Consider the following 14,971-nt stretch of genomic DNA (forward strand, 5'->3'; position numbering starts at 1 on the left):
ATATGGGACTTTTATCAAAAAAAGACGCAGCGTTAATTACTGATCCATTAGCAGATAATAACCCAATTACTATTCAAGTATTAGGTATTTGTTCTGCATTAGCAATTACGGCAGAGTTAAAAGCTTCTATTGTAATGTCTTTATCGGTATTATTTGTATTAGGAGTAGGAAATGTGGTAATCTCGTTAATGAGAAATATTATTCCATCAAAAATTAGAATTATTGTACAGTTAATCGTTGTAGCTACTTTAGTAATCATTGTAGACCAAGTGTTAAAAGCATTTGCGTACGATTTAAGTAAAACCCTATCGGTATTTATTGGGTTAATTATTACCAACTGTATTATCATGGGACGTTTTGAGGCATTTGCTTTAGGTAACGGAACCTTGGAGATCTTTCTTAGATGGTATTGGTAATGCTTTAGGATACGCAGTAATCTTAATTATTGTAGGATTCTTTAGAGAGCTATTAGGTTCTGGTACTTTATTAGGATTTAAAGTATTAGGAGATCCTATCGAGAAAACAGGATTGTATGCTTTAGGATATGAAAACAACGGGTTTATGTTATTATCACCAATGGCATTAATCGTTGTAGGTATCATTATTTGGGTACAACGTACAAGAAATAAAGCATTAGTAGAAGACTAACCCCAGGTTAGTATTCATTAAAAAAATATAGAGAAATGGAACATATAGAATTATTTTTCAAGTCGATATTTATAGATAACATGGTATTCGCAACCTTCTTAGGAATGTGTTCATACCTTGCAGTATCTAAAAAAGTATCAACAGCCGTAGGTTTAGGAGCAGCCGTTATTTTCGTATTAGCGGTAACTGTACCAGTAAACTGGTTGTTAGATCAGTATTTATTACAACCTGGAGCTTTAAAGTGGTTAGGAGCTGAGTATGCAGACTATGATTTAAGTTTCTTATCATTCATCATGTTTATTGCAACCATTGCAACCATGGTACAATTGGTAGAAATTATTGTAGAAAAATTTGCACCAGCATTATATAACTCTTTAGGAATTTTCTTACCGTTAATTGCTGTAAACTGTGCAATTTTAGGAGGATCGTTATTCATGCAATCTCGTGAAATCCCAACATTAGGTTTATCATTAACTTACGGTATAGGTTCTGGTATCGGATGGTTCTTAGCAATTTTAGCAATTGCAGCTATTCGTGAAAAAATCAGATATTCATCTGTGCCACCAGCATTAAGAGGATTAGGTATTACATTTATTATTACAGGTTTAATGGCTATCGGATTTATGAGTTTCGGTGGAATGTTAACAGGTGGTGATGATGAAGGTAAAAAAGAAGAAACTACAGCAGTTCAGGTTGAAAAGAAAGAAGTAGAAGAGAAGAAAGTTGAAACAACTGAAGAGAAAGCTGAAGAATTAGCTAATAACACTAAAGAAATTACAGAATAATGGTATTTTTAGAAGTAAGCACAGGAGGAACAGTTGCTATTACAGTATTAGCGTTTTTAGCGGTAATCTTAGTTTTAGTAGCGTTATTATTATTTGTAAAACAAAAGTTAGCACCATCTGAACCTGTAAAAATTACAATCAATGGTGAAAAGACAATAGAAGTACCATCAGGAGGAACTTTATTATCTACCTTAGGTAATGAAAAAATCTTCTTACCATCAGCATGTGGTGGAGGTGGTTCTTGTGTACAATGTGAGTGTCACGTTAACTCTGGTGGAGGTGAAGCTTTACCAACAGAAACGCCTCACTTTACACGTAAAGAATTACAACATGGTATTCGTTTAGCATGTCAGGTAAAAGTAAAACAAGACATGGATATTTCTATTCCAGAAGAAATTTTCGGAATTAAGAAATGGGAAGCAACTGTTGTAAGAAACTATAACGTAGCAACCTTTATTAAGGAGTTTGTAGTTGAGATTCCAGAAGAAATGGATTATAAAGCAGGTGGGTATATTCAAATTGAAATACCACCATGTGAAGTAAAATATGCTGATATGGATATTTCTGCTCATCCACAAGATCATCCAGGTGAGCCTGATAAATTTGAGGCTGATTGGGATAAATTTAACCTAAGGCCATTGGTAATGAAGAATGAAGAAACTGTAGAGAGAGCATACTCTATGGCTTCTTACCCTGCAGAAGGAAGAGAAATCATGTTAAATGTTCGTGTAGCTACACCTCCTTTCGACCGTGCTAAAGGTGGATGGATGGATGTAAATCCAGGGGTGGCATCTTCGTATATTTTTAATCAAAAGCCAGGAGATAAAGTAACTATTTCTGAACCTTATGGTGAATTCTTTATTAATGATTCTGAAGCTGAAATGTTATATGTAGGTGGTGGAGCTGGTATGGCACCAATGCGTTCACATATTTATCATTTATTTAGAACTTTAAAGACTGGTAGAAAAGTAACATACTGGTACGGAGGTCGTTCTAAAGCTGAATTATTCTACATTCACTACTTTAGAGCGTTAGAAAAAGACTTTCCAAACTTTAAATTTTACTTGGCATTATCTGAGCCATTAGAAGAAGATAACTGGAAGGTTAAAAAAGATATTAATGATGAAAGCGGAGATGGTTTTGTTGGGTTTATTCACCAAGTTGTAATAGACCAATATTTATCTAAGCATGACAGTCCTGAGGATTTAGAATTATATTTCTGTGGACCACCATTAATGAATAAAGCAGTACAAAAAATGGGTGAAGATTTTGGTCTTGATGACGAAAACATTCGTTTTGATGACTTTGGAGGATAATCACTCAGTGATTTTAAAATATAAAACCGATACAGTATTGTATCGGTTTTTTTATGCATAAAAAGTACTTTTCATAATTAATTTTCAACAAAATATAATTTTTTTAACTTTAGATTAAAATAAATGATTTTATTTTGTGATTATCAGCTAAATAAATAATAAAACTAAATCTATGAATTGTCCAAAATGCCAATCAACATTTGTTAGAAGAAAAAGAAGAAGCCTCTTTCAAAAAATCGTCTTTTTTAATAAGAAAAGATTTAAGTGTTTCGACTGTAAAGCAATGTTTTTAGCAAAGTAATTTACTCGTAAATCACATCAAACTTATACACAGGATTGTCTTGTTCATATTCAAAAATCTTAGAATACTCCATGACATTTGGTAAGTCTTCTAGTTTGCACAAGTGAGCAACGACAGCACATAAACCATTAAATAAAGTTTCTTTATGTGTTGGGTTTTGAGGTTTTGGATTGTAATGACATAACGGAACTGTAAATCCACAAGTTTCTAAAAACACTTTTTCAATTTGTAAGAGTTCTAAAGGAGAGTAACCATTAAATTTTCTACCTAAATTTTGATGTACCCTACCTACATAGCTTAAATCTAACGAACCATGACCATTTGTTAGGTGTTTCCAGCTATCTCGGTTGTCTAAAATATTACCAACTGCACAAGCTGAACAACATTCAGGGTTCAATTCGTCATTATGAAAAGCATTATAAAGCTTTATAAGTGCTTGCTCTAATCTTTTAGGTATTTCCATAATCAAAATGAATTAAGTCCTTTAAATATACAAAATAATGGTTGTACCTTTGCATCAAATTATTGTTAATGACTACTTTTCAAGATTTAGACTTATCAAATCCACTAAGAAATTCAATTGAAGAATTAGGCTTCGTTAGTCCGACACCTATTCAAGAACAAGCATTTCCTGTAATTCGTTCAGGAAAAGATGTAGTGGGTATTGCTCAAACAGGTACAGGTAAAACCTTCGGGTATTTATTACCTATACTTCGCGATTTAAAGTTCTCAAAACAACAACACCCGAGAGTGATGATTTTGGTGCCTACACGTGAATTAGTTGTGCAACTGGTTGATGAAATTGAAAAGTTAGCCAAATATATTACGTTAAAAACTGTAGGAGTTTATGGAGGTGTTAATTTAAACCGTCATAAAGAAGCAGTTATGCAAGGAGCAGATATTATTGTAGCTACTCCCGGGCGTTTATACGACTTAGCATTAAGCAATGTGTTGAAGCTAAAATCTATTCAAAAATTGGTGATTGATGAAGTAGATGTGATGCTTGATTTAGGTTTCCGTTTTCAGTTGTTAAATATCTTTGATTTACTACCACAACGACGTCAAAATATCATGTTTTCGGCAACGATGACGGAAGATGTAGAAGCATTGATTGATGACTTTTTTATAGCGCCGCATAAAATAGCCATTGCAGTTAGTGGAACTCCGTTAGATAATATTCAACAAACAAGTTATGACGTTCCGAATTTTTATACAAAAGTCAACTTATTGAACTATTTATTATTCGATAAATCGGAGTTTAGTAAAGTATTGGTATTTGCACCGAATAAGAGAAACGCAGATAGATTGTTTGATTGTGTTGCTGAAGAATTTCCGTCACAAGCCTGTGTAATTCACTCGAACAAAACACAGAATTATCGTTTGCGTTCTATTGAACAATTCAATAAAGGAGAAAAACGAATCTTAATTGCAACTGATGTAATTGCTCGTGGATTGGATTTAGAAGAGGTTACTCATGTAGTCAATTTTGATGTGCCGCATTTCCCAGAAAACTATATGCACAGAATTGGTCGTACAGGTCGTGCAGAACATGAAGGAAAATCAATTTTATTTGCTACGGAAAAAGAGCAGGAAGCTAAACAACGAATTGAGGAATTGATGGATTATACAATTCCGAAGTTAGAAATTCCTGAACAAGTTGAGATAACCAAGCAATTAACGGAAGAAGAGCGTCCGAAGGAAGAAAGAGAAGTAAATAAAAATAGAACTTCTCAAGAGTATGAAGCAGGTCCAGCTTTCCATGAAAAAAAGGAAAAGAATAAAAAAACAAATCAAGGAGGTTCGTATAGAAGAGAGCTTGCTAAGAAATACAAAAAGCCAAAAACTAGAGGCGATAAAAACTATAATAAACGCAATAAGAAGAAATAATGCAAGAACTTACCAAGCAAGAACTCCACAATTTAGGAATGAATATTGTGGGTAAGAAACTGCAAGAAATGGGGTATGAATTTGTTGCAATTAATAGCGAGTTGAAAAAGCATCCGCAGTTTGTGTTGTATAAAAAAGGAGAGCCTACCATTTTTGTGTTGGTAAAAACTACAAATAACATTCAGTCACCACAAGAATATGATGTGTTATGGATGGAAACCTTTAAAGAACACGCAAAAAATCAAAATGCAAAAGTTTGGTTTGCAGGAATTGGTATTGCGAATGCTGAGAGTATAGAGCTCCCTGTTTTTAAAGATCAACCGTACTACGTAGCTTTTGATGATTTTATTAAGTTTTAATACTTGTCATATCGAGTGATTTTGTTCTTGAGGAAAGCGAATAAGCACAAAATTGTATCGAGATATCTCTTATTAATAAAGCATTTTAAATCGATAGGGTTTTAGTATTTTTAACTATGGAAGAATTACTAGCCGATATTCGTAAATGCACTATTTGTAAAGGCTTTATTGAGCCTAATCCTGTTGTTTTAGCAAGTAAACAATCAAAGATTATTATTGTTGGTCAAGCACCAGGGATTAAAGTACATCAATCAGGTATTCCGTGGGATGATGCTAGTGGAAAGCAATTACGAAAATGGTTAGGAGTTACCGATGCCCAATTTTACGACACCAATAACTTTGCAATTGTTCCTATGGGATTCTGCTATCCAGGAAAAGGAAAATCAGGAGATTTACCACCAAGAAAAGAATGTGCTCCGAAATGGCATCAACCTTTGCTAGATGAAATGCCTAATGTGAAGTTAATTATTTTAATTGGGATGTATGCTCAGAATTACCATTTAAAAGACAAAGCAAAACGAACGCTTACAGAAACGGTAGATGCTTTTCACGAATATTTACCAGACTATTTTGTGTTACCACATCCATCACCAAGAAATCGATTTTGGTTAACTAAAAATCCATGGTTTGAAAAAGAGGTGCTTCCACAATTAAAAAAGATGATTAAAGAGTTACTGTAAGATTAAAAATAACCTAGTTCTTAAACAAATAAGTTAATTACTTTGCATTGATAAATTCGTACTTTTGTAACGTATGATAGAAACACGAGAAGCCATATCAGAAAAAGCGGTTTTAATAGGAATTATAACCCAACATCAAGACGAAAAACAGTCAGAAGAGTATTTAGATGAACTAGAGTTTTTAACTCTAACAGCTGGAGGGGTTGCTGTAAAACGTTTTGTGCAAAAACTTGATAAGCCCAATCCGAAAACTTTTTTAGGAACAGGAAAGTTAGAAGATGTAAAAGCGTATATAGATTCAAACGATATTGGAACGGCAATTTTTGATGACGAATTATCGCCTGCGCAGTTGAGGAACATAGAACGTTTTTTAGACTGTAAGATTTTAGATAGAACCAACTTAATCCTAGATATTTTTGCTAGTAGAGCACAAACAAGTTCGGCAAAAGCTCAGGTTGAATTAGCGCAATATCAATATTTATTACCTCGATTAACCCGAATGTGGACTCACCTTGATAAGCAAAAAGGGGGAATTGGTATGCGTGAACCAGGGGAAACAGAAATTGAAACTGACCGTCGTATTATTCGTGATAAAATCTCATTGCTTAAAAAGAAATTAGAAACTATTGATAAGCAAATGTCAATACAGCGTAAAAACCGTGGGAAAATGGTGCGAGTTGCTTTGGTAGGATATACGAATGTGGGTAAGTCTACCTTAATGAATGTGATTAGTAAGAGTGAGGTTTTTGCAGAAAATAAATTATTTGCAACCTTAGATACTACAGTAAGAAAAGTAGTGATTAAAAACATTCCGTTTTTAATGACCGATACTGTTGGGTTCATCAGAAAGTTACCAACTCAATTAGTAGAGTCGTTTAAATCTACCTTAGATGAAGTTAGAGAAGCCGATTTACTACTGCATGTAGTTGATATTTCGCATCCAAATTTTGAAGATCATATTGCTTCTGTAAACAAAATTTTAGATGAAATTGATAGTAAAGATAAGCCTACGGTTATGGTGTTTAACAAGATAGATGCTTATACTCATGAAACTATTGATGAAGACGATATAGTAACAGAAAAAACAAAGGAACATTATACTTTAGAAGATTGGAAAAAAACCTGGATGAATGATTTAGAAACGGAGTGTATTTTCATATCAGCTTTGAATAAAGACAATTTAGAAGATTTTAAAGAAAAGGTGTATGAAGAGGTAAAAAAGATACATATACAGCGTTTTCCGTATAATGATTTCTTATATAATGAGTACTAGTTTTTTACGATAACAAAACACAACGATAACACAAAAAGAACTTAAATAATTGCTATTTAAGTTCTTTTTCATTACATTTATAATTGTTAATACAGTATTTTCTGTGTTATTTTAAACATTGTAAACCAGTTTTTTAAACATTTTATCCCCCTAAAAAATGAAAAATAACAAAACTTCACATAAAAAATCAGCACGATTTTTAGTAGAACATCAAGTTGAAAAGAGTTCATTCATTAACACTCTAAACTTAGTTTAATACAGTCCTAAAACTTAATAGGTATTCGCAAAGCTTTTAATTTTTAAAATAAAGGCCTAAAGAATTGTCTGCTCAATTTTGTATTGAGTTACCATGTTTTAACAAAATAAGATCGTGATGAAAAAAATAATGATATTCTTGTTTGCTATTTTATATAGCACGCATTTAGTAAATGCACAAGAAAAATGTACATCTCAAGATCATAAAACACAAGATATTAATACTGTAGATAAATGTTTGATTGAAAAGCATGATGACAGTAATGATGAAGCTTCTACAATGGTTACCACAGTTACTAGTAGAAGATATTTAAAAAAACGTGTTTATTTTGAAAAAGTTACTCGCTTAGCAGAAGACTTAAAAGCGAAAGAAATGCATACTTTCAATGCAATTAATAATTTAAAACTAGCTCGTTTAAGCAATCCTACCCCAATTATTAGAACTGTAGAAAGTAAGGGGATTTCTTTTGATGTAGTTGAAGAAATACCAATGTTTTTATCGTGTGCAGATGATTCAATAGATAAAACAGATTGTTTTAACTACGAAATGCAACAGCATATACTTAATAATTTAGTTTATCCTAATGAAGCATTAGATAAAGGTATAGAAGGGAATGTGTTGGTGAGCTTTGTAATTGACGAAACAGGTAAGGTAACAAGTATAAAAACAGAAGGTGAAGGAGTGCATGAAATCTTGAAACAAGAAGCAGAAAGAATTGTGTTGTTGCTCCCGAATTTTAAACCAGGAAAACAAGCTGGTTCGCCTTCAAAAGTATCCTATAGTTTTCCAATGAGCTTTACATTAAACACCGGTGTAGATTAACTGCTAAAAAATTTAATTTTTCACAAAAAAAGAGTAATTTTATTTATATTTTTAGTTTGTTTGTATACTACAAATGTCATGTCTCAACGTGAGGTTTGTGAAACTCCAGAAGAAACTTTAGACCTAAATAGTATTACTAAATGTACCATTGAGCCTAAAAGTAAAGACAATAAAGGTACGCGTCAAATCTCTGTTAAAGTATCAGCTAATAGAAGGTATTTAAAAAAGAGAGAAAATTTCAAAAAACAAGCCGTTTCATCTGGTGTGGAGTTATCTAGTGCAGGAACAGCTGAAGTTGAAAGCACAAATCAACTTGCAGAAATCTCTCAGCCATTAACAATAAAAAATAATATCGAAGATATTACCAGTAAATTATCAGCAGAAGAAATAAAAAATGCTGAAAAATTTAGTACTGTAGATAAAATCCCTCTTTTTACAGCTTGTAAAAAAGCTAAAAAAGGAGAACGATTAGATTGTTTTAATGTTGAAATGGTAAAACATATTCAAAAACACTTCAGGTACCCTAGTCAGGCGGTAAAAGAATCTGTTCAAGGTGAGGTTTGGGTTCGTTTTATTATTGATAAAAACGGACAGGTTAAAAACATCAAAACCTTAGGGCCTAAGGGCGGAGAGTTATTAAATAACGAAGCGGTTCGAGTTGTATCGCAGCTACCTCAATTCATTCCTGGAAAAAAAGAAGGAGGTAATACTTCAGTTAAATACGGATTCCCAATCATGTTTGCTCTAGACGAGTAAATAAATTAATAATAATTTACAAAAATCAATTAAAATAAACGTTATGTTTAAAAAACTACTATCTATATTTTTAGTAGTTTGTGCTGTATCTGTATACGGACAAACGACTATAAAGGGAAAAGTTTATGATGAATATTTAGAGCCTTTTTCTAATGTTGTAATTATTTCAGGAAATGATAGAACAACTTCAGATTTCGAGGGAAGTTTTACTTTAAAATCAGCATCAAACTATCCTGTAACAATCCAAGTTTCAGCTTTTGGATACAAAACAGAAATCGTTGAAGTTGTGTCTCAAGATCAAGAAATTAACGTGATTTTGAAAGAAAACATCGCATTAGACGAAGTTGTAATTTCTGCATCGAGATCTCCAGAACGAGTTATAGAATCTCCTGTAACTATCGAAAGAATGGGGATTGTTGATGTTAAAAGAAATACTTCTATCTCGTTTTATGACGGATTAACAAACTTAAAAGGAATCGAGTCGCGTGAAGCAAACTACGGATTCAAATCTGTTAACTCACGTGGTTTTTCTACTTTCGATAACACTCGATTTGTACAGTTAGTAGACGGGGTAGAAACATCAATCCCTGCATTAAACTTCTCAGCAGGAAATATTATGGGGCTTTCAGATTTAGATGTAAAAAATGTTGAAATTCTTCCAGGAGCATCTTCTGCTTTATATGGGGCAAACGCCTTTAACGGTATTTTGTTAATGAAAAGTAGAAACCCTTTTGATGATGCAGGTATTAGCACGTATATTAAAACAGGAAACATGTCGCAAGAAGCAGCAGGGAATAATGCTTTTTACGATGTGGGTGCACGTATGGCATATAAATTTAATAACTATTTAGCTGCAAAAGTAAACCTAACTTACTTTTCTGCAGAAGAGTGGCATGCTGATGATACTAGAAATACTACAGGAATTGGTGGTGTAGCAATTGATGGAGATAGAGATACCAATACAGATTACGATGGAGTAAATGTGTATGGAGATGATTTTTCAGTGGCTATTCCAGGTATTGGAAATGTAAGTAGAACAGGGTATGACGAAAAAGATTTAACAAATTATGATGGTTATAACTTAAAATTTGACGGATCTATTCATATCAGACCATGGGCTAATGATGCGTTCGAAATTATTTTAAATTCTCGTTTTTCTCGTGGAGACAATACTTACCAAGGATCCAACAGATTCTCTCAAAAAGGATATTTTATCGAGCAGTATAAATTAGAATTAAAAGGGAAGAATTTCTATGCAAGAGGATATTATACTGGAAACGATTCAGGAAAAAGTCACGATTTACGATTTGCTGCAATTGCCTTAAATGAAAAGTACAATCCAACGCAAAACTGGTATAAAGAATACATAGACATGTATTCAGGAGTAATTAACGATCAAGATTACACTGCTTTTAACGATGCAGATGCAAGAAGATATGCTAACAGAAATAGATTTGTACCTGGATCAGCTGAATTTAAAACAGCATTAGAAGAAGTAATTAATACTCCAATAAATAAAGGAGGAGCTGGTATAAAAGATGAAACTTCTTTTTACCATTTTGATGCCAACTATAACTTTAAAGATATTATTCGTTGGGGAGAAATTCAAGTAGGAGGTTCTTATCGTAAGTATGATATTAATTCAAACGGAACATTATTTACCGATGAAAACGATAATATTGAGTTTGATATGTTTGGAGTTTACTCTCAAATTCAAAAGAAATTTTTAGAGGATAGATTAAAGTTTACAGGATCTGTTCGTTATGATAAATCTAAAAACTTCGAAGGAAACTTCTCGCCAAGGGTAGCATTAAACTATTCTTTAGGAGACTCAAAAAACCATATTTTAAGAGCTTCTTATCAAACAGGATTTAGAAATCCAAGTACTTTAGAGCAATACTTCGGATTGCGTTCAGGACCAAGTAATTATATTTTAGGAACTTCAGAAGAAAATTTAGACCGTTTTTCTACAATAGCAATGAATCAAGATGGTACTACCAATACAATTACTGGTAGAAACGTTTTTGACAACGCATTGGCAGGAGAAGATAATAGAGTTAAGCTTCATGTAAACCCAATTAAACCAGAAAAAGTAACTTCTTATGAAGTAGGGTATAGAAGTATTATTGATTTAAATAGTAGAAACATTTTAGAATTAGATATTAATGGTTATTACAACCAGTATAACGATTTTGTAGCTTTTAAAGATGTTATTGTAGCTAATTATGGAGGTTTAGAAGCAGATGGAACACCAAACGCTTTAGCTAATGCAGCAATTGATAATGGAGACTATACATCGTTTGTACTTAACACAAATACACAAGCTAATGTAGATTCGTACGGTGTAGGAATAGGGTTAAATACTAAAGTGTTTAAGACATTTAATTTAGGAGCAAATTATACCTACTCAAAACTAGTTTTTGATCAAAGTGAAGATTTAAGCTTTAAACCAGGATTTAATACACCAGAACATCAAGTAAAAGTTATGTTTGGTAATCCGAATTTATTTAACAATTTCGGATTTAATGTGAATGTAAGATGGCAAGATGAGTTTTTATGGCAGTCGAGTTTCTTAGATGACATGGTATCTGCAAGAACAGTGTTAGATGCACAAATAAATTATAGAGTGCCTTCACTTAAATCTAGATTTAAAATTGGAGGAACTAATTTAACAGGTAACGAATATATGGTAGCTCCTGGTTCAGGATTCATCGGTTCTATGTACTATGTTTCTTGGACGATTAATGACTAATTAATTTAGTTGTATAAAATAAAAGAGGCGTGAATTTGTAATTCACGCCTCTTTTTGTATAATGATTAAAATAGTTTATTCATTTTCACTATCATCACTAATAATTCCTAATCGCTTAGCGCGCTGTTCCCAGCTCTTTCTAGCTAAACTTTGAAGATTGGCTACGTTATCACTTTCATCCATAATTTCATGTCCTAAAAGCGTTTCTATAACGTCTTCTTGAGTAACTAAACCACTAACAGAGCCATATTCATCTACAACTAAGGCTAAATGTTCTCTTTGTTCAATTAACCGATCAAATAAGTTTGGAATAGATAACTCTCGACTAGCTATTATAATATTTCTTTTAATAGTTTTTAAAGGTTCATCTCCTTTATTATCTACCAATGAAAGCAACAATTGATCTTTTAACACATAACCCGTTATGTTATCTGGATTTTCAGCATAAACAGGTATTCTTGAAAAACGTAAAGGTCTATTCTCGTCAAAGAAAGATTTTATACTTTGGTTTTCATCAGCAGTGGTAAGAACTGTACGGGGAGTCATGATATGCTTTGCTTGTACTTGTTTAAAGTTTAGCATATTTCTAATCACCTTTCCTTCACTTTCATGAAAAACTCCTTCTTGTTCAGCAATATCGGTCATTGCGGTAAAATCTTCTCTACTAAGTACACTTTCACCATGGGCTCCTTTTCCAAAAATTTTGGTAAAAAGTTGAAGCGTCCAGATAATTCCTGTGTATTTGCAGATAAAGATTAAAATATTTAGCGCTTTTGTTGAAAAACCAGCTAAAGATTTCCAGTAAGTAGCTCCTATAGTCTTAGGAATGATTTCAGAAGCCACTAAAATTAAAATCGTCATTATTGCTGAAACAATAAAAACACCATTACCATCATCACTAAATATCTTTTTTGCTTGCGCACCTACTAAAATAGCGCCTACTGTATGTGCAATAGTGTTAACAGTAAGAATAGCAATAAGAGGTTTGTCTACATCTTTTTTTAAGGTTTCTAAACCGTCGGCGTAGGCTTTCCCTTCCTTCTTTTTAACATTAACAAAAGTTGGTGTTACACTTAGTAAAACAGCTTCAAGTATGGAGCATAAAAAGGAAAAAAATATAGATAAAGTTGCGTAAACAATTAAAAGTGTCATTCGTTATAATTTTTAAGCTAAAATACATAAAAAAGAAAACCTCAAGAAGTACTTCTTGAGGTTTTAAATAGATGTTTTGTTATGTTTTAAAAACCGTAGTTAATTCCTAAACCAAATACCTCTCTTGTTTGAAATCCTTCAAAAGCATTATCATCATAAATTGCTTGCATAGAAAGGTTCGCAGATAAATACTTGTTAACTTTCATCACTACATTAACAGTATAATCAATATCTACATTTTGAAAATCTTCTAGGTAGTTGCTATAAAGGTTTAAAATATTTTCTACCGAAACGTTTTTCATTACGTCTAATTTGTAATAAGCGTTTAAAGCAGCCCCTAACTCATAACGAGTAGTTTCTCCTTGTGCAACACCAAAAGCGTCTCCCATTTCGGTTAAATGCCCGTGCATTAGTATTAATTTAGAAGTTGCAGGGGCAATATTAACTTTTAAGTTATCGTGTTTTTTCCATAACATACCAGGTCCAAATTGAAAGTATGCAGGAGAAAAGAAGTGCGAAGTTTGTACACCATTCACATCAGTTGATGACATTTGTGTTTTAAAGTTGAAAAAAGCAGAGTAGTACCAGTTTCCACCAGCTTTTTTACCTACTAAAGAGTTCAACTCTAAACGGTCATCTGTTTTTTTCATTTCTTCTCCTTTTAGTTTTGTTAAACCGTAAGAAGCAATTAATTTATTGTCCCAAGTCCAATCTCCTTTTGTGTAGTTAAAATCGTAGTTTAAACCAAGAGTACCAGAAATGTTATTTGTACCTCCGGCTAACCAGTTATTAAAAGCAGATTGATTGAATAGGAAAGAGATGTTCCCGTTTCGTTTCCACCCCTCTTTAGGTTCTTCTTTTTTTTCTTCTTGGGCATTGGCTGTTAAAGCACTAAATAAAACAGCGATTGCTAATAATTTTTTCATTTGGATAAATTTTAATTTATTTTTTTGAAGGCGCGAATGTACACCTTACAAAAAGCTTAGACAAAGTTATTGATTAAAAGTCACGTTTTATGAAAAATATAATTTAATCCAAGTCCAAAAACCTCTTTAAATTGTATTTTCTTAGAAGCGTCATCATCAATAATAGCATGCAAACCGAGGTTTGTAGAAAGATTTTTGTTAATCTTAACCAAGATGTTTAATTGGTAATCTATGTCGATGTTTTGAGGTTTGTTTAAGTAATCTGAATAGACAGCAAGAATATTTTCCATTGTTACATCTTTCATAATTTCTTTCTTGTAGTAAGCAGAAAGGTTAAAACCTAGCCCTAATTTTGAGGTTTTACCTTCTTCAACACCATATTTTCCTGAAAATTGATTAGAAACAAATGTATATCGTGCTGTAGCTGGTGCGATGTTTATCCTAGCATCGTCATTTCGTTTCCATAGCATACCGGGACCAAAACTCCAATAAGCAGGAGAGAAAAAGTCAGAAACAGCTAATTTTGGTTCTTGCTTGTAGTCATACCCTCTAGAAAACTGAGTTTTAAAATTGCTAAAAAATGAGAAGAACCAAAGCTTAGAGGCTTTTAAACCTAATAAAGAGTTGTATTCAAATTGGTCTTCTGTTTTTCTCATTCCTTGACCGTCAACATAACTTAAGCCGTAAGCAGATATGATTTTATTATCCCAGTTCCATTTCTTTTTTTTGTAGTTGAAATCATAACCAAGCGTCATGTTTCCTGCAACCGTGTTGTTTCCTCCTGCAGACCAATTGGCAAAAGATGATTGGTTGAATAAAAAAGTATATTTTCCGGTAACCATCCATTTTTTTGGTGGGTTCTTTTTTACCAATACTTCAGGAGTAAGGAATCGTCTTATAATGGTAGAACTATAATCAACTTCAGCAGGAGCACTAACTAATTTTAATGCTGAAATGCTGTCTTTTTTTGTCCTTTGTGAAAAGGTAGAAAAAGAATAACATATAAAAAGAAATAAAAAGAGTTTTTTCATTTATAGTTAAGTTAAGGAGTTTATAAA

The 14,971-nt window shown here is 32.6% G+C and carries 13 protein-coding genes and 1 pseudogene; 10 read left to right on the forward strand and 4 right to left on the reverse strand.

Annotated features, from left to right (window positions below):
- Positions 1 to 2 precede the first annotated feature (2 nt).
- From AC3VI6_RS06895 to nqrF, 3 genes and pseudogenes are all read left to right on the forward strand, one after another.
- A pseudogene (locus tag AC3VI6_RS06895) lies at positions 3 to 648 on the forward strand (NADH:ubiquinone reductase (Na(+)-transporting) subunit D).
- 35 nt (positions 649 to 683) lie between these two features.
- Positions 684 to 1,433: an NADH:ubiquinone reductase (Na(+)-transporting) subunit E gene (nqrE, locus tag AC3VI6_RS06900; RefSeq protein WP_497705643.1), complete on the forward strand. Its 750-nt coding sequence runs from the start codon at positions 684 to 686 to the stop codon at positions 1,431 to 1,433.
- Positions 1,433 to 2,749 (forward strand): NADH:ubiquinone reductase (Na(+)-transporting) subunit F, encoded by a 1,317-nt coding sequence (gene nqrF, locus AC3VI6_RS06905; RefSeq protein ID WP_497705644.1) that lies wholly within the window; start codon positions 1,433 to 1,435, stop codon positions 2,747 to 2,749. Before nqrE ends, nqrF begins: the two co-directional genes overlap by 1 nt.
- Positions 2,750 to 3,051: 302 nt before the next feature.
- On the opposite strand, the gene AC3VI6_RS06910 is transcribed toward nqrF, so the two are convergent.
- Positions 3,052 to 3,513 (reverse strand): Na(+)-translocating NADH-quinone reductase subunit F, encoded by a 462-nt coding sequence (locus AC3VI6_RS06910; RefSeq protein WP_497705645.1) that lies wholly within the window; start codon positions 3,511 to 3,513, stop codon positions 3,052 to 3,054.
- A gap of 68 nt (positions 3,514 to 3,581) precedes the next feature.
- On the opposite strand from AC3VI6_RS06910, the gene AC3VI6_RS06915 reads away from it, so the two are divergent.
- The 7 genes from AC3VI6_RS06915 (at position 3,582) to AC3VI6_RS06945 (ending at position 11,835) form a co-directional block, all read left to right on the forward strand.
- Positions 3,582 to 4,937 (forward strand): DEAD/DEAH box helicase, encoded by a 1,356-nt coding sequence (locus AC3VI6_RS06915; RefSeq protein ID WP_497705646.1) that lies wholly within the window; start codon positions 3,582 to 3,584, stop codon positions 4,935 to 4,937.
- The gene (locus tag AC3VI6_RS06920) at positions 4,937 to 5,296 is read left to right on the forward strand and encodes a DUF8840 domain-containing protein (protein ID WP_435254116.1); all 360 of its coding nucleotides are present in this window, start codon (positions 4,937 to 4,939) and stop codon (positions 5,294 to 5,296) included. Before AC3VI6_RS06915 ends, AC3VI6_RS06920 begins: the two co-directional genes overlap by 1 nt.
- Positions 5,297 to 5,412: 116 nt before the next feature.
- Positions 5,413 to 5,976, forward strand: coding sequence for a uracil-DNA glycosylase family protein (locus tag AC3VI6_RS06925; protein ID WP_497705647.1), 564 nt, complete (start codon positions 5,413 to 5,415; stop codon positions 5,974 to 5,976).
- Positions 5,977 to 6,049: 73 nt separating this feature from the next.
- The gene (gene hflX, locus AC3VI6_RS06930; protein WP_497705648.1) at positions 6,050 to 7,249 is read left to right on the forward strand and encodes a GTPase HflX; all 1,200 of its coding nucleotides are present in this window, start codon (positions 6,050 to 6,052) and stop codon (positions 7,247 to 7,249) included.
- A gap of 373 nt (positions 7,250 to 7,622) precedes the next feature.
- The gene (locus AC3VI6_RS06935) at positions 7,623 to 8,327 is read left to right on the forward strand and encodes an energy transducer TonB (RefSeq protein WP_497705649.1); all 705 of its coding nucleotides are present in this window, start codon (positions 7,623 to 7,625) and stop codon (positions 8,325 to 8,327) included.
- 78 nt (positions 8,328 to 8,405) lie between these two features.
- Positions 8,406 to 9,083: an energy transducer TonB gene (locus tag AC3VI6_RS06940; RefSeq protein WP_497705650.1), complete on the forward strand. Its 678-nt coding sequence runs from the start codon at positions 8,406 to 8,408 to the stop codon at positions 9,081 to 9,083.
- A 43-nt stretch (positions 9,084 to 9,126) separates the two neighbouring features.
- A complete protein-coding gene (locus AC3VI6_RS06945) occupies positions 9,127 to 11,835 on the forward strand; it encodes a TonB-dependent receptor (RefSeq protein ID WP_497705651.1) in 2,709 nt (902 codons plus the stop codon).
- Between the two features lie 75 nt (positions 11,836 to 11,910).
- Here AC3VI6_RS06945 and AC3VI6_RS06950 read toward each other — a convergent pair whose 3' ends face one another.
- The 3 genes from AC3VI6_RS06950 to AC3VI6_RS06960 form a co-directional block, all read right to left on the reverse strand.
- Entirely contained in the window at positions 11,911 to 12,987 is a 1,077-nt protein-coding gene (locus tag AC3VI6_RS06950; protein ID WP_497705652.1) for a CNNM domain-containing protein, read from the reverse strand.
- 86 nt (positions 12,988 to 13,073) lie between these two features.
- The gene (locus AC3VI6_RS06955; protein WP_497705653.1) at positions 13,074 to 13,913 is read right to left on the reverse strand and encodes a DUF3078 domain-containing protein; all 840 of its coding nucleotides are present in this window, start codon (positions 13,911 to 13,913) and stop codon (positions 13,074 to 13,076) included.
- 80 nt (positions 13,914 to 13,993) lie between these two features.
- The gene (locus AC3VI6_RS06960; RefSeq protein WP_497705654.1) at positions 13,994 to 14,944 is read right to left on the reverse strand and encodes a DUF3078 domain-containing protein; all 951 of its coding nucleotides are present in this window, start codon (positions 14,942 to 14,944) and stop codon (positions 13,994 to 13,996) included.
- Positions 14,945 to 14,971 lie beyond the last annotated feature (27 nt).

The organism is Tenacibaculum sp. TB-56 (genome assembly GCF_059716275.2).

Excerpts from the sequence above, each read along its gene's own strand:
- nqrE (WP_497705643.1), top strand. The coding sequence starts at position 684 with ATGGAACATATAGAATTATTTTTCAAGTCGATATTTATAGATAACATG.
- nqrF (WP_497705644.1), top strand. The coding sequence starts at position 1,433 with ATGGTATTTTTAGAAGTAAGCACAGGAGGAACAGTTGCTATTACAGTA.
- AC3VI6_RS06910 (WP_497705645.1), bottom strand. The coding sequence starts at position 3,513 with ATGGAAATACCTAAAAGATTAGAGCAAGCACTTATAAAGCTTTATAAT.
- AC3VI6_RS06915 (WP_497705646.1), top strand. The coding sequence starts at position 3,582 with ATGACTACTTTTCAAGATTTAGACTTATCAAATCCACTAAGAAATTCA.
- AC3VI6_RS06920 (WP_435254116.1), top strand. The coding sequence starts at position 4,937 with ATGCAAGAACTTACCAAGCAAGAACTCCACAATTTAGGAATGAATATT.
- AC3VI6_RS06925 (WP_497705647.1), top strand. The coding sequence starts at position 5,413 with ATGGAAGAATTACTAGCCGATATTCGTAAATGCACTATTTGTAAAGGC.
- hflX (WP_497705648.1), top strand. The coding sequence starts at position 6,050 with ATGATAGAAACACGAGAAGCCATATCAGAAAAAGCGGTTTTAATAGGA.
- AC3VI6_RS06935 (WP_497705649.1), top strand. The coding sequence starts at position 7,623 with ATGAAAAAAATAATGATATTCTTGTTTGCTATTTTATATAGCACGCAT.
- AC3VI6_RS06940 (WP_497705650.1), top strand. The coding sequence starts at position 8,406 with ATGTCTCAACGTGAGGTTTGTGAAACTCCAGAAGAAACTTTAGACCTA.
- AC3VI6_RS06945 (WP_497705651.1), top strand. The coding sequence starts at position 9,127 with ATGTTTAAAAAACTACTATCTATATTTTTAGTAGTTTGTGCTGTATCT.
- AC3VI6_RS06950 (WP_497705652.1), bottom strand. The coding sequence starts at position 12,987 with ATGACACTTTTAATTGTTTACGCAACTTTATCTATATTTTTTTCCTTT.
- AC3VI6_RS06955 (WP_497705653.1), bottom strand. The coding sequence starts at position 13,913 with ATGAAAAAATTATTAGCAATCGCTGTTTTATTTAGTGCTTTAACAGCC.
- AC3VI6_RS06960 (WP_497705654.1), bottom strand. The coding sequence starts at position 14,944 with ATGAAAAAACTCTTTTTATTTCTTTTTATATGTTATTCTTTTTCTACC.